The sequence below is a fragment of the Sporosarcina sp. FSL K6-1540 genome, assembly GCF_038620285.1.
GTDB classification, from domain to species: Bacteria; Bacillota; Bacilli; order Bacillales_A; family Planococcaceae; genus Sporosarcina; species Sporosarcina psychrophila.
In genome coordinates this window covers 1312398-1335193 of record NZ_CP152018.1, presented here as the reverse complement: position 1 = coordinate 1335193, position 22796 = coordinate 1312398, and the positions used below count along the sequence as shown (strand labels likewise).

Below are 22796 nucleotides of genomic sequence, written 5' to 3'. Positions count from 1 at the left end.
ATTGACTACTAAACAAAGAACAAAATGATAACGTTTTTATTAAATTACTACATAATAGGGGGAATATTAATGGCGATGATAGGCACAGTAATTGTATATATTATTATGTTTTGTGCAGTTTTGGGGGCGTTTGCGGCAATTAAAAACCCGGAAGATGGGCTTGGTAAGGAATTTATGTCTGGTCTTCATGCGGTTGGTCATATCTTTGTACCGGCAGCTGGTATCATGGCATCCATACCTTATTTAACATGGTTTATCAGTAAGTTTATCGGACCTATTTTTGATGCTATTGGGGCGGATCCGGCAATTGCCGCGACGACAATCTTAGCATCGGATATGGGCGGGTATCAGTTAGCAAACGCATTGAAAACATCCTATGAAGGCTGGGTAATGGCATTAATTGTAGGATACATGGCGGGGGCAACAATTGTATTCTCGATACCTATGGGACTTGCAATGCTTGATAAAAGAGATCATAAATACATGGCACTTGGCGTAATGTCTGGTGTTCTAACAATTCCGATCGGTGCATTTATTGCTTCTGTATTGGTCGTATTGTTTAATACTGAAATTCGTGATGTCATAAGCACAACATCCGATTCTACGTATGAATTTGTCATCAGTTATGGACAAATACTAATTAACCTATTACCGTTACTCATATTCGTACTTTTAATCGCGGCAGGGTTGAAGTTCTTCCCACGTGGCATGATTGCAGGTTTTATGATTTTTGGACGTGTAATGGATGCGGCTATCAAACTAGTGTTAGTCTTCTCGATCGTTGAAATATTCACGGGTTTATTCACAACTATTTTTGGTGCATGGGGCTTCGATCCAATTATGGCGGATGAAGCAGATCAATTCCGCGCACTTGAAACGGCTGGTTATATTGGTATCATGTTAGCAGGGGCATTCCCAATGGTTTACTTACTACGTAAATATGCAGCGAAACCATTGGAAGCAGGTGGACGTAGGATTGGACTATCTTCCACAGGGAGTGCTGGTATCTTAGCGACAATGGCTAATATTTTGGCGATGTTCTCGCTAGTTAGATACATGAGGCCGAAAGATAAGGTCATTAACATCGCATTTGCAGTCTGTGCAGCATTCTTGCTAGGAGATCACTTGTCCTTTACGGCAAACTTCCAACCAAATATTATTTTGCCAGTAATTATTGGTAAATTAACAGCCGGTATCTGTGCAATTGGGATAGCGTACTGGTTATCTGTTCCAACAGCTCTGAAACTTGAAGAGAAAGACCGTGCAGATGGAACCATTCTTCCAGGCGAGTACTTAGAAGATGAAAAAGCCGAGAAGTAAGATTAAGCCTGATTGTACTAACCTTTTAACTATATAAGTTGAAATAAAGATTCCCTTCCAATTCGCTCCGGCGCTTAGGGGATGCCTACGCTAAGTTTCACATGTATAAATATTTTCGATATGTATCCAGCAGAAAGGGGCAAATAAAGTGAGTGAAGAGAAAAAAAGGTTTATCCAAGAATTTGTACCCGGTAAGCAAATTACATTAAGTCATTTAATCGCTAATCCGAATCCTGATATGTTTCAAAAACTTGGTATTCAGCAAGCAGGTGCGTTAGGAATTATGACATGCACACCAAGTGAAACAGTAATAATCGCGGGTGATTTGGCAACAAAAGCAGCGAATGTATCGATTGGTTTCTTAGATCGATTTACGGGAAGTCTTGTTATTGTTGGTAGTGTTTCAGAAGTCGACATGGCTATGAGTGAAATTAATCGATTTTTATCTGAGAGATTAGGATATACGCCAGCACTCATTACAAAGTCGTAAGGACGTGTTTGAGAAGATGAAAAACAGGGCGATGCTTATTGGTTCAATTGGCGCTGGAAAATCTACGTTAACGAATGCGTTATTAGGAAAAACAGTCGAGGCATTTAAAACACAGACATTGACCTATTACGATTGGATTGTAGATACACCTGGTGAATATACAGAGAATCCAATGTTTTATAAAAGCATTATGGCTACTGCTTTAGAAGTAACCCATGTGTTTTACTTGCAGGATGCAACAAACGGGAAAATGATTTTTCCGCCTGGATTTAGTATGGGGATTACGAAATTGCCGATTGGAGTGATTACCAAAAGTGATCATCCCAATGCAGACATAGCGCGGTCAATTGACATGATAAAGTCTGTTGTTTCGAGTGGGCCCATTGTCATTACTTCATCAGTTGAAGGAATTGGCATTGAGTACCTGAAAGAATTAGTGAAGTTAAATGATATGAATTCAATGAAAAACTTCGTAATCGCCGCTATGGACGATAAGCTTTTATTCAACGACTACCTTTACACTTCACGTAATGTTTGATATATTAATACTATTAAAAGTTAATGAACACGGCAAAGGCGCCTTTACTACTCGGAGAGTTTTCTTCGGGTCTGTAGAGGCGCTTTTATTTTTTGTCTAGAGTCCAGGCGCCTTGCGCTTTTATATCACTTAAATGAGGTGTGAGTATGGGTGGTTCCAATCGCGAACCGGAGACGATGATTAGTGCGGGGATTGACATTGGCACGAGCACAACAAAGCTAATTATTAGCCGATTTTCATTGATGAATGTAGCAGGTACCACTCATGTTCCCAAAATTGAAATTGTAGATAAAGAAGTTCTATACAAGAGTCCTATTTTCAGAACACCTTTAACCAATCCTTCGACGATAAATGTTGTGGAGATTGAAAAAATTGTTCGTTCAGAATATGCAAAGGCCGGTATCGTTGCTTCGCAAATTGCAACCGGTGCAGTCATTATTACCGGTGAAACGGCGACAAAGCAAAATGCGAGCGAGATGCTTCACTATTTGTCAGGTGAAGTTGGTGATTTCTTAGTAGCTACAGCAGGACCGGATTTAGAAGGAATTATAGCTGCTAAAGGTTCCGGAGCATATGACTATTCTAGTCGTAGCGGAAAAGTAATTGCCAATATCGATATAGGCGGAGGAACGGCGAACATTGCTGTTTACAAAGATAAGGTACTTCTTGGCACATGTACATTGCATATTGGAGGGCGACTCATAGAATTTCATGAGGGGAAAGTAAATTCTATTTCTCCGCCTGTACAAAAGCTTTTAACGGAGCAAAATGTGTTATTACATGTGGGCGATAATCCAGAATCAAGGAATATAAAATTTGTAACCGATTTCATGGCGGAGTCGTTGGGAAGAATACTGAAAAATGATGTCCAAGAAAAGGATGAAGTGCTTTTGCTAGGACATCATCCCAACTGGCACGAAAAGATTGACACGCTTGTTTTTTCGGGTGGTATTTCTGAGTGCATGTATAATCATGAACCGGATAAGGGGCAGAAATCGAATTACGATGATATAGGTGTACAGTTGGCAAAAGCTCTTCAAAGGAATGAAGCATTGCAAAGCTATTCATGGTTGGAGCCTGTTGAAACAGTACTGGCAACAGTTCTTGGAGCGGGCACGCAAACAACAGAAATTAGCGGAGCAACAATCCAGGTGGCATCGGATGAATTACCGCTTAAGAATATACCAGTTTACAATTATGCGTTTGGTGAGAATCTCCAAACTGGATTAGAAAACTTTGAAATAGCCGTTAAAAATGCAATCGATATATATGATGCGGCCAGAGAAGGACAGAACTTTGCATTATACATTTCCGAACTGCCTTATATGGGCTTTAGAGATATTCAAAAGTTAGCGGCCGCCATTATTCAGGTGATGGAACAACGACCTGATCCCGATCAACCGATTGTTCTAATTTTACAAACTGATCATGCAAAAGTGTTAGGTCAAACTTTGATTGCTATGCAAGTCAGGCAAAGCGTTATATGTATCGATCAAATTACTGTCGAACATGGTGATTATATGGACATCGGAAGAGCACTTGAATCCGGAGTTGTCCCTGTCGTCGTCAAAACATTAACATTTCACTCATCGTGAAGGAGGGTGTCTACTTTTGATATTAAAAACAACTTTAGGCGGCATAAGTTATAATTTCGCCGATCTGAAAGAAGTAATGGCAAAAGCAAATGAAGAAAAGTCGGGAGATCGGCTGGCGGGTGTTGCAGCGGAAACTGTACAAGAACGAATTGCTGCAAAAACAGTCCTCAGTGAAATCTTATTAAGTGATATTCGTAACAATCCTTTAATACCAATCGAAACGGACGAAGTTTCCAGAATTATTGAAGGCGATATAAATGAACGGATTTATGCAGAATTAAAAAATTGGAGTGTCGCTGAATTACGGGAATACATTTTAAGTAATAAAGTGGGCGACCGTGAACTGAAACGTATTAGCAGGGGCTTAACTTCCGAAATGATTGCTGCAGTTGCGAAGTTAATGTCTAATCTTGATTTAGTACATGCGGCCAATAAAGTTGAAATATTAACAACATGTAATATTACGATTGGTCAAAAAGGAACGATTTCATCTCGGTTACAGCCAAATCATCCGACAGACAACGTGGATGGAATGATTGCGTCTCTGAAAGATGGATTGTCATATGGAATTGGCGATGCAGTAATTGGGATTAACCCTGTTGACGACTCCGTTGAAAGTGTTAAACGGCTATTGCATGCGACAAAAGATTTCATGCAAGAATGGGAAATTCCTACTCAAAACTGTGTGTTAGCTCATGTAAATACGCAGATGAAAGCAATTGAACAAGGTGCTCCCGCAGATATGATTTTCCAAAGTATTGCAGGAACCGAAGTAGCAAATCGCTCATTTGGTATTACTGCAGAACTGATTGCAGAAGCAAAAGATCTCGCTATGAAACAGGGAACGGGTTCAGGCCCACAAGTTATGTATTTTGAAACGGGTCAAGGGTCAGAGCTATCGGCAGAAGCGCATCATGGAATTGATCAATTAACGCTAGAATCTAGAAATTACGGATTCGCAAGACACTTCGATCCGTTCATCGTAAATACGGTGGTCGGTTTTATAGGACCTGAGTACTTGTATAACAACAAACAAGTCATACGTGCTGGTCTCGAAGATCACTTCATGGGTAAAATGCACGGCATTCCAATGGGTGTGGACATCTGTTACACAAACCATATTAAAGCAGATCAGAATGACATTGAAGATTTAGGTGTCTTATTATCTGCTGCAGGTGTCAACTTCATCATCGCTACTCCTATGGGAGACGATGTAATGCTGAATTACCAGTCGATGAGCTTCCACGATGTAGCAACGCTTTTACAAACGTTTGGTAAAACACCTGCGCCGGAATACTTAAAATGGCTTGAAAAAATGGGGATTTATGAAAATGGTCGCTTAAGTGCTCGAGCAGGCGACCCTACTATATTTACACGTTAGGAGATGACATCTGTGAATGAACAACTCATTGAAAAGATTACGAAGATGGTCGTTGAAAAACTCCAAACAAGTAACTTGAAAACAGATGATCGTGATAATGACAACAAACAGATGCCTGTTATGTTGTTTCAAGAGACTTTAGTAGGAAATCATTTTACAGAGGAAACAGTGCGTGCAACTCCTGATGGAAATGTGAAATTCTTCGATACGGCGCTAGAGGATAAAAAGCCGAAAAGCGTAAATCTGCAAGCAAGCAAAAGTAAGCCTGTAATAGAGGAATCAAATAAGGAAGCGTACTTAGCTGATCTTCGTAAGAAAACACCTGCACGGATTGTAGTGGGAAGAGCAGGTACTAGACCGAAAACAGCTACCTGGCTCCAATTCAGATTTGACCATGCAGCAGCTGTAGACGCTGTTTACGGAGAAGTTCCGCAAGAAATATTGGAACGATTGGGCTTCCTCCAATTGCATTCAAAAGTGTTGGACAAAGAAGAGTATATCCGACGACCTGATTTAGGAAGAAGATTATCGGATGACTCTAAAAAAATGGTTACGGAAAAATGCCAGCGCGCTCCAAGGGTACAAATTGTTGCTTCTAACGGACTAAGTGCCAAAGCACTTGAAGTGAATTTAGAAGATGTCTACTTATCATTGGAGCAGTCGTTAAACAATTTAAATATTGAGATGGGTACCACTATTTATGTTGATAAAGGCAGAGTTGCTTTAATGGATGAAATAGGTGAAATCCTGCAGCCTGATGTCGTCATCATTTTAATTGGGGAGCGTCCAGGACTTGTCTCGGCAGAATCATTAAGCGCCTATATTTGTTACAAACCCCGCATTGGAACGATTGAAGCGGAACGCATGGTCGTTTCAAATATTCACAAAGGTGGAATTCCACCGGTGGAAGCAGGAGCGTATCTTGGAACTGTTATCCAAAAGATATTGAAGTATGAAGCAAGTGGCGTTTCACTTGTTAAGAAGGAAGGATAGGAGGTGTGTAGATGTCATGAAGAAAGTTCATGCAGAAGTGTTGTCTATGCAAGTTATTCCTAATGTAGATGCTGGGCTAGCTACGAAGTTTAATTTAAAGCCTTACCAACGGAGTTTGGGGTTATTTACAACAACGATTGATGACGTGGGTTATACGGCTGCCGATCAGGCAACGAAAGATTCGGACGTCGAAGTGGTCTATGCAAAAAGTTTTTACGCAGGATCGGCACATGCATCGGGTCCTCTTTCAGGAGAATTTATCGGCATCATAGCAGGTTCATCTCCGGATGAAGTGAAAAGCGGCCTTGATTCGATTCGTACCACAATCGAAAATACGGCTTACTTTGAAGCCATCAATGATGATGAAAATCATGCGTTATATGCGCATACAATTTCAAGCTGTGGAAGTTATTTGGCAGAGGTTGCTGGGATTTCACCCGGCCAATCGCTTGCTTACTTAATCGCTCCGCCAATCGAAGCAATTGTAGGACTGGATGCGGCGTTAAAGGCGGCAGACGTTAGTGTGTGTGAATTTTTCGCTCCGCCTTCTGAAACGAACTTTGGTGGAGGGTTACTAACAGGCAGTCAATCTTCTTGCCAAGCAGCGGCGGATGCGTTTAGAGAAGCCATTTTGAATATGGCGAAGAGGCCTTTAGAATATTAGGAAAGGAGAGAGTGCAGTGGTAATAGCAATAGATGCTGATTTATTAGCTCTCCAGGAAATGCGTACAGCAGTGCAAATCGCTAAGGAAGCACAATTAGCTTATATGAGTTTTACACAAGAGCAAGTGGATCGTATCGTTAAGGCGGTTGCTGATGCGGCGTACGAACAGTCTGCGAGACTAGGTAAGATGGCAGTAGAAGAAACAGGAATGGGTGTAGCCGCTCATAAAACCATTAAAAATGAAGTTGGTTCAAGAGATGTTTACGAAAGTATTAAAGATTTAAAAACAGTCGGTGTAGTCGGTGAGGATAAAGTTAAAAAGGTTGTTGAGATAGCTGCTCCTTTTGGAGTGGTGGCAGCAATCATTCCAACAACAAATCCAACGTCAACCGCGTTTTTTAAAACATTAATTGCTTTGAAAACGAGAAACTCAATTGTCGTAAGCCCCCATCCCTATGCAATTCAATGTACGAACGAAGCGTTAAAGGTTTGTGACGAAGCGGCTGTGGCGGCGGGAGCACCAAAAGGGTTGATCCAGTGCTTAACGATGGCTTCGATGGATGCAACACAACAATTGATGAAGCATCCCGATGTGAACTTAATTCTTGCAACGGGTGGCAGTGCATTGGTAAAAGCGGCATACAGTTCAGGGAAACCTGCATATGGAGTCGGTCCCGGAAATGTTCCCGTTTATATTGAACGTTCTGCCAAAATCGAGAAAGCTGTTAAAGATATCATCGACAGTAAATCTTTCGACTATGGAACAATCTGTGCAACAGAGCAAGCGATAGTGGTAGACCGCAACATTTTAGAGCTAGTTAACCGCGAATTAAAGAAAAACGGTGCGTATATTTTATCAGATGAAGAAAAGCTCATCATGGAAAAAGTAGTTTCACCTATTCCGGGAAAAGTGAATCCTAAAATTGTTGGGAAAAGCCCACAAGTCATTGCGAAATTGGCAGGCATTACACTACCCGAAGGGACACGTGTCATCGTTGGGATGGAAACAAAAGTAGGAAAAGAAATTCCTTTCTCACTTGAAAAGTTATCCCCTGTTTTCGCAATGTATGTAGCATCTGATCTGAATCATGCAAAAGAACTTTGTTTATCATTATTAAACCTAGGCGGCCGTGGGCATTCGCTGTCCATTCATACAGAAACAGACGCTATCGCACGTGAATTTGCGATGGATATGCCTGTCTCACGTATTTTAGTAAACACTATGTCATCCGTTGGAGCGGTTGGGGGCACAACAGGTTTAATGCCTTCGATGACATTAGGTTGTGGGACATTCGGGGGGAATATTACATCCGACAATGTAACAGCTAAGCATTTGTTGAACATTAAACGAATGGCTTATGGCATTAAAGAAGTACAGCTTCCGAAAAATACAGCTGTTTCAAGTGAAGACGTAACAGAACAAGTAGTCTCACAAGTATTGAAATCTATGAGTTCAAGTGACAATGTCAATCCTGAAATGGTGAAAGACTTAGTCAACGAAATCGTGAAACAATTATCTAAATAAGAATACTTCAATACCTCTGCAAACTAGCGAAGGCGCCTTAAAAGTGGCATCCCCAAGCGCCGCAGCGGATTCAATGAAATGCTTCATTTCAACATACCAAACTAAAAATTACTAGGAGGAAACAGACATGAATAGAGAAGGTACAGCATTAGGAATGGTAGAAACAAAAGGATTAATCGGTGCAATCGAAGCAGCAGACGCAATGGTGAAAGCAGCAAGCGTACATCTAGTTGGTAAAGTACACGTAGGTGGCGGAATTGTAACTGTTTTAGTACGTGGAGATGTAGGTGCAGTTAAAGCGGCGACAGATGCAGGAGCTGCAGCGGCACAACGTGTAGGCGAATTGCTATCTGTTCATGTAATTCCAAGACCGCATGATGAGCTTGAAATGCTATTACCTAAATCAGATAACTAATACTCGCATGTTTTTAACAGGAAGGCGGTAACGACATGGATCAGCAATTGATTGAAAAAATTGTGGGGGAAGTACTTGGCCAATTAACAAAAGCAGAAATTGAACCAAAACAAGCACCTGTACTTCCTCCAAATACAATACCAATCGCTGTTTCTGCTCGTCACGTCCATTTGTCGCAAGAACATGTTGAGATACTATTTGGTAAAGGGTATGAATTAACGAAGAAAGCTGATTTATCCCAACCAAATCAATTTGCAGCGAATGAGACAGTAGTCATTGCAGGTCCAAGAGGGAGCATTGAACGTGTTCGTGTACTTGGCCCTGCGCGCTCGTTGACGCAAGCAGAAGTCAGCTGGACAGATGCTATGAAGCTTGGCGTTAAGCCGCCACTTCGTGAATCAGGTAATATTGCAGGTTCAGGAGCATTTACGTTAATCGGGACAAAAGCAAGTCTATATCTCGATGAAGGGTTAATCATTGCCCAAGCTCATATTCATATGCAGCCCGAGGACGCAATGCAATTGGGCGTACAAAATGGCGAGTATGTAACGGTAGAAGTAGCTGGAATACGACCGATTGCTTATCGTAACGTGAAGATTAGAGTTTCTGAGCGGTATCGTTTAGAAATGCATATCGATACAGATGAGGCAAATGCGGGTTTAATCACGCAGGGAACGGTTGGGCATGTTATTCGCTCTGGCGAAGTTCGTTCAAGCGTACTTGTCGACAATAAAACGTCAGAGATTATTGTTAAAAACCAGCATGATTTTAAAAAGAAATTGCTGTCAAATGATGATGTCAGAGAAATTACGGCAACTGAGATTATCGTTGAAAAAGGAACAATCGTCACAGCACTTGCGCGTGATACAGCAAGAGATTTAGGTAAATCTATTTCCGTTAGAAAATAGAAAAAGGTGATAGTCATGCGTTTAGGAAAAGTGATTGGAAACGTTTGGGCAACACGCAAAGAAGAAGGATTACAAGGTGTGAAATTACTGATCATCCAACCTGAAGATGCGTATGGTAACCCGGTGAGAACACATTTTGTAGCCGCAGATCGACTTGGCGCCGGAATTGGTGATCAAGTCATTGTAACAAGTGGCGGTTCATCGCGTTTTATAGATAAAGATAACCCCATTCCAATTGATGCGGTTGTGATTGGAATAATCGATTCAACAGAAGTGAAGAGAGGTGAAATCGATGAGTCAAGCAATCGGAATGATTGAAACAAAAGGATTAGTCGGTTCCATGGAAGCGGCAGATGCAATGATTAAAGCGGCTAACGTTAGATTGATAAAACAAGAATTTATTGACGGAGGAATCGTGACGGTTATTGTTCAAGGTGATGTTGGCGCTGTGCAAGCAGCTGTCGACGCCGGCCGTGAAGCTGCGAAGCGTGTAGGTGAACTTTTAGGAGCTCACGTTATTCCGCGTCCAGACGAATCTGTTTATAAAATGGTTAAACCCCTTGACTATAATGAGTTTGAACAACAGAAAAAACAAGTGAAACTTACACCTGCACCTACTACTAAAGAGCAGGTAACAAAAAAGACTGATAGTTAATGGTTATGGAAGGGTGAGCATATTTGGCTTTTCGGAGAAATAAAATCGCCGTAATTGGTGCGGGTTATACCGGTGCCACAGTAGCTTTAATGCTAGCGCAAAAAGAGTTGGGTGATATTGTATTGCTCGATATCCCTGAACAAGAAAACCCTGTAAAAGGGAAAGCGCTTGATATACTACAAACAGGTCCTGTTCAAGGTTTCAATGCAAAAGTAATGGGGACTTCCAATTACGAGCATATTCAAGACGCGGATATGGTCATCATTACTGCAGGTATTGCAAGAAAACCTGGTATGAGTAGAGATGATCTTGTCAATACGAATGCAAAAATTATGCGTGCTGTATCGGAGCAAGTGAAAAAATATGCACCCGAAAGCACTATTTTAATTTTAAGTAATCCTGTAGATGCAATGACATATGTCTGTTATAAAACGACGGGGTTCCCTAAAAATAGAGTCATTGGTCAATCGGGTGTACTTGATACAGCCCGCTTTAATACATTTGTCGCTGAAGAGTTGAATATTTCAGTGGAGGATATTTCCGGGTTTGTTTTAGGGGGGCACGGGGATGATATGGTTCCTCTTGTTAGGTATTCCTACGCAGGTGGGATACCCCTTGAGAAAATCATTCCTCAAGATCGCATGGATCAAATCGTAGAGCGAACGAGAAAAGGCGGCGGTGAAATTGTTTCCTTACTTGGAAACGGAAGTGCATACTATGCGCCAGCTGCTTCACTTGTCGAAATGGCCGAATCAATTATTCGTGATAAGAAAAGGATTTTACCGTCAATTGCTTATCTAGAGGGAGAGTACGGCTATACTGATTTATATTTAGGTGTCCCGGCTGTGATTGGCGGGAACGGTATAGAGAGCATTATTGAGCTTCCGTTAACGATTGAAGAGAAGGCCGCGCTAGACAAGTCGGTTGAATCAGTTCGTTCCGTACTTGAGATATGTGATAAATAAGCAAGGGCATTCCGGTTATTCGGGATGCTTTTTTTGTGTCTTGTAAATTACGATATCGAGATAGGCGGTGATAAATCCGTTCGAGTCGGTGATAAAGTGCTTCAAGGCGGTGATAACCAAGTTCATGCCGGTGATAAAATGCTTTAAGGCGGTGATAAAACCAGCAATTCAACTAGGCGATGGGAAGGTGCAAGTAATGGGAAGGCGAGCATAGCATGCCACTTGCTGGTCAAAAAAAGATAATAAATTGAATACTCTTTTTAATTATGGTTTCTGTGATCAGAATATGGTACGATTTCCTTAAGCAGACGTCAAAAACTAGCGAGGAGGTTGAGAAAATTCATTAGTAAGCGAAGAAAGGAACCATTGCTACTTGAGGGGTTAAACGCGGCTATCGAGCGTATAGCGCCGGAACAAGGAACAATTCTTCCTCTATTGAAGGCTAGATACGCATCAGTAAAAGCTGGGTTCGGCGGAGAACAGCAACTAGACAGGATATTTGAAAGCTATTCTTTTCCAATGAAACACCAAGTCCTGTACGATTTATCTCTTACATCGAGTACTCATTTTCAAATGGATACATTATTCATCACACCGTCGTATGCAATAATTTTTGAAGTAAAGAACATGGCTGGAAAACTTAAAGTAATTAATAATCCACCACAATTAATCCGTACACTGGACAACGGGGAAGTGAAGGGTTTCAACAGCCCTATTACCCAAGTGCAGAGTAATTGTGAGCTACTGCGGGACTGGTTTCAAGCACGCGATGTCTATTTACCGATTTACGGTGCAATAGTTTTGGCTTATTCAACACAACGTATTGAACTATTTGACACGGAAATTCCATTCCTATTCCCAAAGGCAGTTCCCACTTACATTCGCAGTCTTTCCGCAGATACCCCACTGTTGGACGATGCAAGCTTCAAAAGGCTAGGGCATGAACTTGTTGCCAGCCATCGCGAATTTATTCCACCCCCAATCAGCTTCACCTACCCTGATATTCAGAACAAAATTATAACAGGCGTTGCATGCCCATCATGCGGTCTTTTTGGAATGAAAAAATATATGAAAGGTTGGCATTGTACAGCATGTGATGGGACAAGTCCAGATGCCCATAAAAAAGCAATCCGTGATTGGTTTCTTTTATTCGGAGGGGCGATGAAAAACAAAGACTGCCGGGAATTTTTACACATTGATCGCCAACAAACAGCAAATCGGATTTTAAACAGCATGGATTTACAAACGGAAGGGGCGAATCGAAATCGAAGTTACTCGATGAATCTCAGATTGAAATGTGAAAAGCGCACCTAATTCAAGTGCGCTTTTTCATTTTGAGTTATTTTGGCCATGACGGTGATAAACTTGTTTGAGTCGGTGATAAAGTGTCCCATGGCGGTGATAAACCCACCCACGTCGGTGATAACCCTAACATCAACCGCGAAGCTGGTCACAATTCGTACGCCCATTCCTCTTTCAAGATCAAATATAAGACAAGCAAAGTGTTTTCAAGATCAAGGTGGCTTTTTCCTGCTATTTCTAATCCTAATTTAGGGAATAATAATCCGGCCATTTGTAGGGTAAGTTCAGATCTTTCGTTTGTTGGCAACTGCATAAGACGATTACTATAGGTGTTAATGAGGTTCCAATCTTTCTGGCTGAGTGATTGTAAAGCCCACTCATCAATGGTGAAATCGTCTTTCGTTAGGCCTTTTTCTATGATTTCTTTTTCAATCGGTGAAAGCTTCTTCTTTCGTTTCGCTTTTCTCTCATGGACGACGATTGTCCCTGCCACAAGGTCCCCAATTCTTTTATGTGTTGGATGGAAGTAAATCATTATGATGCCCAGAAAGTAACCTGCCGGTAAATTATCAACAATCCGAAGAAAGTTACGAATAAAACTAGATAAGAGTGTCAGACTATGGCCATTTTCCTGAATGGCTCGAATCCCGACGATTCGCTTTCCAATTGTTCTCCCGCCTGAAAAGTATTCGAGAGCGATAAAATACCCTGAGTTAATAATAAAGAGGCCAACGATTGTAAGTCCTAATAGAAGGGAGTCTGTACCTGCATAAGCCAATAGGTCCATCTCGCCAGTAAAAAGGATAATAAGAGAAATAATGATTAACGCATTCACGACGAGTAGAATAAGTTGGTCGATTATAAACCCTGTGGCTCTACTACCAAGACCCGCAAGCTGAAATTGAAGAGATACGAATTCCGGCGTTTTAATTCCTACTTGCTCTTGTTTCACAATGATTTCCTCATTTCTGGTGGAGTTTTCATTTTATTACAAGTTGTTCAAGTTCATCTGCTATACTTGTATTTATATACATTTGTTACTAACTATATATGTTGATATAAAGAATCCCCTCAACAACGCTCGGCTACCCCTATGAGGCGCATACGCTGGAGATTATATAGAATCATTAGTTCAACATAACTAGACAGAGGTATTTTGGAAACTCTTTCAATCAATAAAAAACAAGAAGGTGACTAGATGAATATAAAGCAATTTGTAAAGTTGCATCGTGATGATTGGAATCAGCTTGAAGATCTAGTATCAATCATGCATAAAAGGAAATCCGGTATGACGGGTGCCACGATTGATAAATTTTATCGGTTCTATCAAAAGGCAACCCAGAATCTATCCTATTCACAAACGTATTTTCCCGAGGACGAAGTAACACTTTACTTAAATGGACTTGTTTCGAAATCGCATAATCTCTTATATAAAGATCAAATATCGAGTATGAAACAAATTGGGCATTTTTTGAGCACAACATTTATTCGCCTATTTTTAGAACAACGGAAGTTTATCGTTGCTGCAATGCTGTTGTTTACATTAGGTGGGGTAGGAAGCTTTTTCGCGGTTGTCAATGATCCGCAAACGATGCATGGGATCTTACCAGCAGAAATAGCTCAAGGTGTGAATCCTGAACAACTAGGTAGTGCAGATGGTCAGGTTAATTCTTCGGTGATGTCCGCCAGTATCATGACAAATAATATTAATGTGGCGATCTTGGCATTTGCCGGCGGGGTCACATTTGGTTTATTAACAGTCTATGTACTCATTTATAATGGAATTGTAGTGGGGGCCCTCGCTGGCTTGTTCTTTCATTATGGGAAATCATATGAGTTTTGGGCATACATCGTTCCCCATGGAATGATTGAGCTTACAGCTATTTTTATCGCAGGTGGTGCCGGTCTGTTAATGGGCTATAAGCTCTTTGTTCCAGGACAATTTTCCAGAGGCTATCAGTTAAAGAAACAGGCACAACGTTCTGTCCAACTTTTGATAGGGACAATTCCTTTATTTGTAATTGCTGGATTGATCGAAGGTTTCATCACCCCAGCAGCGATTCCCTTGGCAGCGAAGTATAGTGTTGCATGCATAACCGTGTTTGGCTTAGTTCTGTATATAGTGATTGGCAGGGTATTACTAGCAAAAAGACAGCTTATATAAGATTACGATTCATAATATCGATATAATGGGAAACTGCAGCTACTGCAAGTTTGTCCTCGCGGGCCTCAATCATTTGTAGGCCTTGCTTTTCCCATTTTAATTTTTCTTTTTTCTTGATCAAAACTTGCTGCTGGGCAATGCTTTTTTCCATCGCGCTTCGAACGTCTACGGGTACCTCATTGGCTTTCTTCAATATCGCCACATCTTCAATTCCGATCATCAAAAACACATGTCTTTGTCTAAGACGCTGTAAATATACTAGCGCGCTTTCCTCATGAAGAAATGTGCGTACATCACTAAATAAGAGTAGCAAGCTTCGTTTCTTTTGCATCGATTCCAAATAAGTGAGCACAGCCGCATAATTTGACTCTGCTGTATCGACTTTAAGGTTGTAGACTGCCTGAAGGATTGTCTGTAAATGTGTCATGCCTTTTGCGGGTGGTATAAATACTTTCACTTCTTTTGAAAATGCTACTATAGAGACATAATCTCCTTTTTGTAAAGCCGCCGCGGTCACTGTTAATGCGGCTTCCAGCGCTTTCTCAAGGCGATTGCCTATCGCTAGTTCCGAGCCCATCATTCGCCCGCAATCAATTAAAATGGTTACATACTTTCCATGCTCAGGTTCATATTCATTAGTCATCACTTCTTGAAGCTTTGCAGTTTGCCGCCAGTTGATCATCCGTGGATCATCACCTACAGCATAGTTTCTAATCTGTGCGAAATCTCCTACACCGCGTTGTTGCTTACGAATTTTCGAGCCATCATATAATAAAAAACGCTGAGCGTTCCCTAAATAGTGTTTCGTCTCTGTTAAATCGGGAATCACTTTTACAGAATCGACTAATTCAATCGTCTGTTGCTTTGCCCATAACCCAAAACGACTTGTATAACGAAAGTACAGCCGCTCAATGTCGTACTTACCTCTAACGGGTGCATTTGTTTCGTATGTAACAATACTTGCGGATACCCTCGGAGCCTCCCCACGGAGCGGAAAAGGTCGCTCAAATGACTGGGGAATATCATCCACTAGGAAAAAGCGAAGATCAAATTCGGAAGTATTACTTACTTCAATCTCTACTGTATAGCTGAGATTACGCTCTAGTTCTTTAGTGATTGTACGCCGAAAGCTCAGTTGACTTTTCTTAGGTGAATAAATTAAATCCAGTAAACTTACTAAAATAACACCGACGTTCAAGGTAATGATCAAGGACCAAGTAATATCGAGTAGGCTTCCAAGTAAAATGACAAGCAACGAAAAGATTAGGTAAGCACTGAGTAATCGTTTCGTCGGTAAAATTCCTCTACCTTGGAACAGGAACCGAGCCCACAAGTTCTTCAATGATTTGGTCAACGGCCGCTCCCTCCATTTCTACATGTGGCGCTAATTGAATCCGATGCCTTAATGAAGGTTTCGCTACTATTTTAATATCATCTGGCGTCACATAGTCTCGACCCGCTAAGTAGGCCCATGCTTGGCATGCCTTACCAATCGAAATCGCTGCTCTTGTACTCGCACCAAAGCGGATTGAATCTGTTTCCCGGGTCTTTCTGACAATCTGCATAATGTAATCTAGCACGCCATCCTCAATCGTCACACGCTGAATTTCTTCTCTAATTGTCAAGAAAGCCTCCATATCTAGTACGGGAGTAACCAGGCTTGTATCAAAAGTTTTTTCAATCACTTGTTTAAGTACATTTTTTTCTTCTGCAAATGAAGGGAAATCAATTTTTAACTTAAATAGGAAACGATCTTGCTGAGCTTCAGGCAAGGGATACGTTCCTTCGAATTCAATCGGGTTTTGTGTCGCCACAACAAAAAACACATCTGGTAATGGATACGTGTTTCCTTGAATGGTAACTTGTTGTTCTTCCATCGCTTCTAAAAGTGCTGCTTGCGTTTTTGCTGGCGTTCGGTTAATTTCATCTGCCAAAAGGATGTTGGTAAATACAGGTCCTTTAAGCGTTTCAAACGTGCCTTCTTTCATGTTGTAGATCATACTTCCGGTAATATCACTTGGAAGTAAGTCTGGTGTAAACTGGATTCGGCGAAAACTTCCGCCAAGAAGTTCTGCGAGCGATCTAACCATCTGTGTTTTTCCAGTACCCGGAACTCCTTCGAGTAGAACATGTCCTCCTGATAAAATTGCAGATAATAGGAGCTTGAGGTTAGTGCTTTGACCTAAAATACGTTCTTCATATTTTTCTAATAAGGTTAAAACTTGTGCTCTCATCCTTTTTCAACCTCTTTCCTGATCTTCTCTAGTCTTTTAGACCATAACAAGTATTCCTGCTTGCTCACTGTGCTCTTTTCTAACATATCTGCCAAACCACTTAATAGGGAGTGAATCTCTCCTTTTTCCAAATGTGGCCACTTTCGTTCGAATTGTGCGGTGAGATCCTTCCATTCCTGATGATAAGGAATTCTCCAATGTTCTTGTAGCAAAGTCATGACATAATTAGCTTGAATAACTAACGAATCATGATAACGATGCCCTCTAATATACCAGGCAGCTAAAGCTTTAATCCCTTCATCACTGAAGCGAACTGTTTCTTTTCTCGAAATGAAAACAGGTCCGAATCGCTTTCCATGGTGCCACAGCCAAAGAATTGTCAAAAGGGCACCTTGAATCATTAATAACAAAAACCAGCGTGGATAGATGTTCAAAATGGTTGTGGCATTTTTCACATCATGGATGTATTCATCAAATAAAATGACTTTGCTATCCACGTCTTTTAGAAGTGCTAAAATGAGTGCAAGATGATCATCCGTTACTATTTCTCCGTTCATAATCCATTTCGGAGAATTAGTTACAATCAATTGACCCTCACCAACTACTCGCTTTAACGCAATTGTGCCTGCATCATCAGATAGTAAGATTTCGTCTTGAGCATTTTCTAGAAGCCTCACTTGGCTAGTCACGTCAGTTTTAGTACGATAACTAGCGCCTGCTGGGTCAAACAGATTTACTGCGTCAGTTTCCACGACTTCTGTTTCTAGTCCAAACATCCCTTTCGGATTTTCTTTGAATAACAGGATTGTATTTCCTGCTTCCATAAAGCGGTTGTAGCTGTCCAGTTCTGCACTGTTCGGTGTAAAGTATGGTTCGATCATAATGAGTAGTTGATTTGCTGGCTTGTTTGGTAATTGGCTTGGAGAATCGGACCATCTTTTGACAACATCCTGATGATTCAGTGCGTATGTATAAAATGCCTTCACACCTGTAGGAGAAGGAGAATCAGAAGCATACATTGGATACTCTTTTAGTTGTCCTTGGATTAAGATATACCGTGAAAACAGTAGCACAGTCAAAAGAATTACTAGCCATACCCATATTTTTTTATTCGCTATTGGGTTCTGCAATCTATCTTCCTTCCTCCTTTCTCCTGAACACTTTGCTTATTCATCCGCTTCACTTAGGTATTTCATTACTTCCTTCTGAAATTGAACGTAGTCCTCTTTTTGTACTTCTCGCTCTCCATATGTGGCTTCATCGAAAAAATAGGCGAGATGTTGAAATTGATCGGCTGATTGTTGATTTACTTTCTTTAATTCTTCATAATACTCCCAGTTAGTTTTCCAAATCCTTGCTTCTAACCATTCTTTTTCATGGAAATACAGGAGCAATGCTATAAATAGATGACGAGTAGCGGAAGAGAACTTTTCCAAGTCCTCCTGTTTCATTGCTTCAGTTACATGCATTTGATATGACCAATCAATTTCCTGCGTTGATTGCAGGGGAGGTGTCTCACGGAACTTCCTTTTTCGACTACGATTACGTATAACAAAAAATAGTACGGTTACCATTAATAGAAGCGTAATGACAATAATAATCGTCAAAATCGGTCCAGCTAACATACTCGTTGTTTTTAATGCAGGAAACAACTGGTCTAATTGATCTGCAATCCAGTTTTTAGCTTTTTCCAACCAAATCGAAAATATAGTACTGGACTGATCACTATAATTCGTATACTCAGTTTCGTTTAAAATCTTTTCGAGTTCATCTCTTGCGTCATCTACATTATCCATAGATTATCACCTTTAATTGTTTCATTATTGAACCACGTTATAATCATCAATCATTTCTTTTAAATCGTCTGCATCATGCCTGACTTTTAAATCTAGGTACATGACTGCATAACCAACAGAGAAAATCATTGTCGTAAATATAGTCGCTAGGGATACAATCAGTGAAAGGAGTACACTATTTCCTAAAAATAGACCGAAAGCCAATTCAATTACGGTACTAATAACACCGATAATTAAAGAAAAGATAATATAGAGGCCGATTAAAAACCAACCGCGCTTACGAGTTAGCCTCCAACTTCTTGTGAAACCCGGAGAACCTTCACCGAGTACAGCAGATCCAAGATAAAAGCTCCAACGAGTTAACAGGTAGCCACTACCGATAGCAAGTGCTATGAATAGGATAATCCCTACAACTATTCCAACAGTTGAAGAAGTGGCAAGGGAGCTTATTAGTAAAAACACTAAAATAAACACTGGAATAAGGATCAAGCCAATTGTTATTAAAGAAAATAAGATGGTACTACCAATAATAGGACCGTATCGTGAAAAAGCTTGTTTAATGACTGAACCAATGGTGTATGTTTCATTTTTTCTTATCCGATTAACGACTAATAAAATGGCTGCTGTAGCGACTGGAAATAAGAAGAAACTAGTAATTCCTACAAGAGCAGTTCCGAGATCGGCTCCTAGACCCGTGGATTCCGCCCCCTCGAAGCTTGAAATTATCTTTTCATACCAAGCTCCAGTAGCACCCATTTCCCTGAAAAAGCCTACTCCAGAACTGAGACTAATCAATGCTTGAATCAAGTAAATTGGACCCATAAAAATAAGGGAAATAATGAAAAAATCCCGAAACCTGCTTTTGCTCAAACTAAATGTTAGATCAAGGATTTCTCCAAATCCTTTTGGTCTGTTAAGTCTTTCATTCATTTTATTCATCTCCTTAAAATTCTCATATTTACTATTCTAACACTATTTTGATAGTGAGTGTTTTGCGAACCAGAAGAAGTATTCGGAAAAGTCCATGTCATCTAAGCTTTTAGGCAAAAAAAATAAGCACCATGAAGGTACTTATTTTCAACCGTGTGTTCGAACCCACGGCTTATTTTTCTTTTATTAATCCTGACTCAATAAGGAAATTTTCCGCAACTTGTTCGACCATCATACCGTCATTGTCGACTTTCGCATTCATTTTCTGCATTGCTTCTTCATCAATCATTCCTTCAAGCATAATGAGCACCTCTTCAATTTCGGGGTACTCCACTAACGTCTCTTTCCGTACGATTGGAAGTGCATGGTATGGTGGGAAATAGGATTTATCATCCTCTAGTACACGTAAGTCATAATCTTGTAGCTGACCGTCTGTCGTATATGAGTTGATAACATCCACTTCTTTCGCGCCAATGGAACGGTACATGATACCATGGTCCATGCCTTTGACGTCTTTGAATTTCAGTCCGTATTCTTCTTGAAAGCCTGGTAAACCATCCGGGCGGTCGATGAATTCGAAGACTGCACCTAGTATGAAGTCCTCTGAAACTTTAGCGAAGTCACTGAATGTCACAACACCGAGTTCTTCGGCTCTTGATTCATCAAGGGCGAGTGTATACGTATTGTTGAAACCAAACGTATTGAACGCAATCATACCGTCGCCATCAACGAGTCGTTTCGTTGCTTCCAATGTTTCTTCGGCTGTGCCGGGATCTTCATGGTAATAGTTGACGACGATTGTCCCTGTATAGTCAGGAATAACGTCGATAAGGCCGTTTAACATTGCGTTCCAAACAACGTTGGAGCCGCCAAGGTTTTCTTTATAAATGACTTCAATATCTGTTTTGTCTTCAATTAATTGCCCCATGACATGTGACAAAATGATACTTTCTGTATTGTTCCGTGAACCGAGTGTTAGTGACTCTTTTTCGATGAAAATACAGCCCGACAGCATACTCACAATGAGCACTGTCGAGAATAGAACTAGGAATTTCTTTTTCATAGTTACTTCAATCCTTTCGGCGTTGTCCAGCGTTCAATCCCACTAAAGAGTGTTTCTAGGATAATCGCAAGGATTGCTGCCGGGATTGCCCCAAGTAAAATCAAACCATCAATTCCACGAGTAATACCTAGGAAGATGAAATCACCGAGTCCACCTGCTCCGATGAAAGCGGCAAGTGTTGCTGTACCGACGTTAATGACTGCTGCTGTACGGATACCAGCCATGATAACGGGGATCGCAAGTGGCAGTTCCACTTTTAACAAGACTTGCATGCTTGTCATACCCATCCCTTTTGCAGCCTCGGTTGTTGCTTTGTCGACATCTTTAATACCAGTGTACGTGTTTCGGATAATCGGCAATAAGGAATAGAGGAATAGGGCAGCGATTGCTGTTTTTACGCCGATTCCGAAAATCGGGATCATGAAACCGAGCAATGCAAGACTTGGAATTGTCTGCATAACGCCCGCACCGCCAAGTACGATTGTCGTGAGCTTCGGAACGCGTGTAATAAGAATACCAAGTGTAATACCGAGGACAATGGCAATAAGCATCGAGAAGAAAACAAGTTGAATATGGACTGATGTCGCCTCAAGTACTTCTTTCCATCGCATTTGAGATTGTTCAACAAGTTGTTGCCAAATAGTTAATTTATTCATTGGATATCCCCCGTTTCTGTCCACTGACTGGACATGGCGGACAACAGCGAACCTCGTGTAACAACGCCTACTAATTTTTGCGTTTTATCGATGACTGGAAGAATGCCGTAAGGTGCTTCATTCATCATGATAATAGCGTCTTTAGCCGTCGAAGTGTCATATAAAAATGGCTCTCGCGAAACCATGATCTCTTCAATTATTTTAATGTCGTCTAATTTTTTAATAAGATCATGTGCGGATACAATTCCAACTAATATATTGTCATCATCGACAACGATAAGATTCGTAATTTTTCGCTGACGGATGAATGAAAGTGCTTTCTCAGGTGACCATTGAGGGAGAGCGGTGTAAACCGATTCTGACATGATGTCGATAACGGGCATGAGTTCAGGGTTTTGGATAATCCGATGTTTCCCTATGAACTCCTCTACAAAGCCGTGGGCTGGTTCGTGAAGTAATTTCTCTGGGGTGTCCAACTGTAGCAGCTTACCATCTTTCATAATGGCGATGCGATCGCCCATTTTTAGCGCTTCATCCATATCATGTGTAACAAAAACAATCGTTTTTTTCAACTTCTTGTGCAAGGAGAGAAATTCATTTTGAAGTTGTTCACGTGTCAGTGGATCGAGTGCACTAAAGGGTTCATCCATCAGAATAACATCAGGATCTGCTGCAAGCGCTCTTGCGATACCGATACGCTGCTGTTGTCCGCCTGAAAGTTCCTTTGGATAGCGAGTTGCATAAATTTCAGGATCAAGACCAACTAATTCAAGAAGTTCGTTAACGCGCGCCTTAATTTCTTTGTCGTTCCAACCTTTTAGCTGGGGTACTATTGCAATATTTTTTTCAATTGTATAGTGGGGGAAAAGCCCGATTTGCTGAATGACATACCCGATGTTCCGGCGTAGTTCAGAGGCGTTGTAGGAGTTGGTATCCTTACCGTTAATTGTGATTTTACCGCTTGTGTGGGGCTCCATTCTGTTAATCATTTTCATTGTTGTCGACTTTCCGGAACCACTTGGTCCAATGAGGACAAGAAACTCTCCTGTTGGAATATCGAAACTGACAGATTTTACTGCTTGAAATCCACCATCGAACACTTTGCTTACATTTTCAAATTTGAGCATGTGTACCTCCCTGTAGTTTTTCACAACGAATTTATTTCCGAATAGTAGATGAAAAAATCATTCGGAGTTAAAAAA

At 40.9% G+C, this 22796-nt stretch carries 24 protein-coding genes; 15 read left to right on the top strand and 9 right to left on the bottom strand.

The window, feature by feature from the left end; translation table 11 throughout:
* The first annotated feature begins 69 nt into the window (after positions 1 to 69).
* From eutH to MKY15_RS05825, 14 genes are all read left to right on the top strand, one after another.
* Positions 70 to 1320 (top strand): ethanolamine utilization protein EutH, encoded by a 1251-nt coding sequence (eutH, locus tag MKY15_RS05890; RefSeq protein WP_067213537.1) that lies wholly within the window; start codon positions 70 to 72, stop codon positions 1318 to 1320.
* Between the two features lie 148 nt (positions 1321 to 1468).
* Positions 1469 to 1810 (top strand): BMC domain-containing protein, encoded by a 342-nt coding sequence (locus MKY15_RS05885; RefSeq protein WP_067213536.1) that lies wholly within the window; start codon positions 1469 to 1471, stop codon positions 1808 to 1810.
* Between the two features lie 16 nt (positions 1811 to 1826).
* Positions 1827 to 2348 carry a EutP/PduV family microcompartment system protein gene (locus MKY15_RS05880; protein ID WP_067213535.1) on the top strand — a complete coding sequence of 174 codons (522 nt, stop codon included), beginning with the start codon at positions 1827 to 1829 and terminating at the stop codon, positions 2346 to 2348.
* Between the two features lie 146 nt (positions 2349 to 2494).
* A complete protein-coding gene (locus tag MKY15_RS05875; RefSeq protein WP_342539251.1) occupies positions 2495 to 3943 on the top strand; it encodes an ethanolamine ammonia-lyase reactivating factor EutA in 1449 nt (482 codons plus the stop codon).
* 16 nt (positions 3944 to 3959) lie between these two features.
* Positions 3960 to 5324 carry an ethanolamine ammonia-lyase subunit EutB gene (locus MKY15_RS05870; RefSeq protein WP_067213533.1) on the top strand — a complete coding sequence of 455 codons (1365 nt, stop codon included), beginning with the start codon at positions 3960 to 3962 and terminating at the stop codon, positions 5322 to 5324.
* Between the two features lie 12 nt (positions 5325 to 5336).
* On the top strand, positions 5337 to 6317 hold the full coding sequence (gene eutC / locus MKY15_RS05865; RefSeq protein WP_342539250.1) for an ethanolamine ammonia-lyase subunit EutC: 981 nt from the start codon (positions 5337 to 5339) through the stop codon (positions 6315 to 6317).
* Between the two features lie 16 nt (positions 6318 to 6333).
* A complete protein-coding gene (eutL, locus tag MKY15_RS05860) occupies positions 6334 to 6981 on the top strand; it encodes an ethanolamine utilization microcompartment protein EutL (protein ID WP_067213531.1) in 648 nt (215 codons plus the stop codon).
* Positions 6982 to 6997: 16 nt separating this feature from the next.
* Entirely contained in the window at positions 6998 to 8506 is a 1509-nt protein-coding gene (locus MKY15_RS05855) for an acetaldehyde dehydrogenase (acetylating) (protein ID WP_342539249.1), read from the top strand.
* Between the two features lie 127 nt (positions 8507 to 8633).
* Complete coding sequence (locus MKY15_RS05850; protein ID WP_067213529.1) at positions 8634 to 8921, top strand: BMC domain-containing protein; 288 nt, start codon at positions 8634 to 8636, stop codon at positions 8919 to 8921.
* Positions 8922 to 8956: 35 nt separating this feature from the next.
* Positions 8957 to 9829 carry a phosphate propanoyltransferase gene (locus tag MKY15_RS05845; protein WP_338654779.1) on the top strand — a complete coding sequence of 291 codons (873 nt, stop codon included), beginning with the start codon at positions 8957 to 8959 and terminating at the stop codon, positions 9827 to 9829.
* A gap of 15 nt (positions 9830 to 9844) precedes the next feature.
* A complete protein-coding gene (locus tag MKY15_RS05840; RefSeq protein ID WP_067213527.1) occupies positions 9845 to 10147 on the top strand; it encodes a EutN/CcmL family microcompartment protein in 303 nt (100 codons plus the stop codon).
* A complete protein-coding gene (locus MKY15_RS05835; RefSeq protein ID WP_067213526.1) occupies positions 10122 to 10484 on the top strand; it encodes a BMC domain-containing protein in 363 nt (120 codons plus the stop codon). The genes MKY15_RS05840 and MKY15_RS05835 overlap by 26 nt, the downstream gene beginning before the upstream one ends.
* A 23-nt stretch (positions 10485 to 10507) precedes the next feature.
* Positions 10508 to 11449, top strand: a complete 942-nt coding sequence (gene mdh, locus MKY15_RS05830) for a malate dehydrogenase (protein ID WP_338654782.1) — start codon at positions 10508 to 10510, stop codon at positions 11447 to 11449.
* Between the two features lie 330 nt (positions 11450 to 11779).
* Positions 11780 to 12763, top strand: coding sequence for a nuclease-related domain-containing protein (locus MKY15_RS05825; protein ID WP_342539248.1), 984 nt, complete (start codon positions 11780 to 11782; stop codon positions 12761 to 12763).
* 136 nt (positions 12764 to 12899) lie between these two features.
* Here the strand turns inward: MKY15_RS05825 and MKY15_RS05820 are convergent, their stop codons facing one another.
* Positions 12900 to 13703 (bottom strand): RDD family protein, encoded by an 804-nt coding sequence (locus MKY15_RS05820; RefSeq protein ID WP_067213522.1) that lies wholly within the window; start codon positions 13701 to 13703, stop codon positions 12900 to 12902.
* 246 nt (positions 13704 to 13949) lie between these two features.
* Between MKY15_RS05820 and MKY15_RS05815 the strand changes: the two genes are divergently transcribed.
* Positions 13950 to 14915 carry a stage II sporulation protein M gene (locus MKY15_RS05815; protein WP_342539247.1) on the top strand — a complete coding sequence of 322 codons (966 nt, stop codon included), beginning with the start codon at positions 13950 to 13952 and terminating at the stop codon, positions 14913 to 14915.
* On the opposite strand, the gene MKY15_RS05810 is transcribed toward MKY15_RS05815, so the two are convergent.
* From MKY15_RS05810 to MKY15_RS05775, 8 genes are all read right to left on the bottom strand, one after another.
* A complete protein-coding gene (locus tag MKY15_RS05810) occupies positions 14908 to 16269 on the bottom strand; it encodes a DUF58 domain-containing protein (protein WP_342539246.1) in 1362 nt (453 codons plus the stop codon). The genes MKY15_RS05815 and MKY15_RS05810 overlap by 8 nt on opposite strands.
* Entirely contained in the window at positions 16220 to 17149 is a 930-nt protein-coding gene (locus tag MKY15_RS05805) for a MoxR family ATPase (RefSeq protein ID WP_187046115.1), read from the bottom strand. Before MKY15_RS05805 ends, MKY15_RS05810 begins: the two co-directional genes overlap by 50 nt.
* Positions 17146 to 18279 carry a DUF4350 domain-containing protein gene (locus MKY15_RS05800; RefSeq protein ID WP_342539245.1) on the bottom strand — a complete coding sequence of 378 codons (1134 nt, stop codon included), beginning with the start codon at positions 18277 to 18279 and terminating at the stop codon, positions 17146 to 17148. The genes MKY15_RS05805 and MKY15_RS05800 overlap by 4 nt, the downstream gene beginning before the upstream one ends.
* Positions 18280 to 18315: 36 nt before the next feature.
* Positions 18316 to 18945, bottom strand: coding sequence for a DUF4129 domain-containing protein (locus MKY15_RS05795; RefSeq protein WP_187046113.1), 630 nt, complete (start codon positions 18943 to 18945; stop codon positions 18316 to 18318).
* A gap of 24 nt (positions 18946 to 18969) precedes the next feature.
* The gene (locus tag MKY15_RS05790; RefSeq protein ID WP_067213511.1) at positions 18970 to 19875 is read right to left on the bottom strand and encodes a hypothetical protein; all 906 of its coding nucleotides are present in this window, start codon (positions 19873 to 19875) and stop codon (positions 18970 to 18972) included.
* Positions 19876 to 20047: 172 nt separating this feature from the next.
* Positions 20048 to 20938, bottom strand: coding sequence for a glycine betaine ABC transporter substrate-binding protein (locus MKY15_RS05785; RefSeq protein ID WP_187046112.1), 891 nt, complete (start codon positions 20936 to 20938; stop codon positions 20048 to 20050).
* Positions 20939 to 20940: 2 nt separating this feature from the next.
* Complete coding sequence (locus MKY15_RS05780) at positions 20941 to 21594, bottom strand: ABC transporter permease (protein ID WP_067213507.1); 654 nt, start codon at positions 21592 to 21594, stop codon at positions 20941 to 20943.
* Positions 21591 to 22721, bottom strand: coding sequence for a betaine/proline/choline family ABC transporter ATP-binding protein (locus MKY15_RS05775; protein ID WP_067213506.1), 1131 nt, complete (start codon positions 22719 to 22721; stop codon positions 21591 to 21593). The genes MKY15_RS05780 and MKY15_RS05775 overlap by 4 nt, the downstream gene beginning before the upstream one ends.
* Between the last annotated feature and the right edge of the window lie 75 nt (positions 22722 to 22796).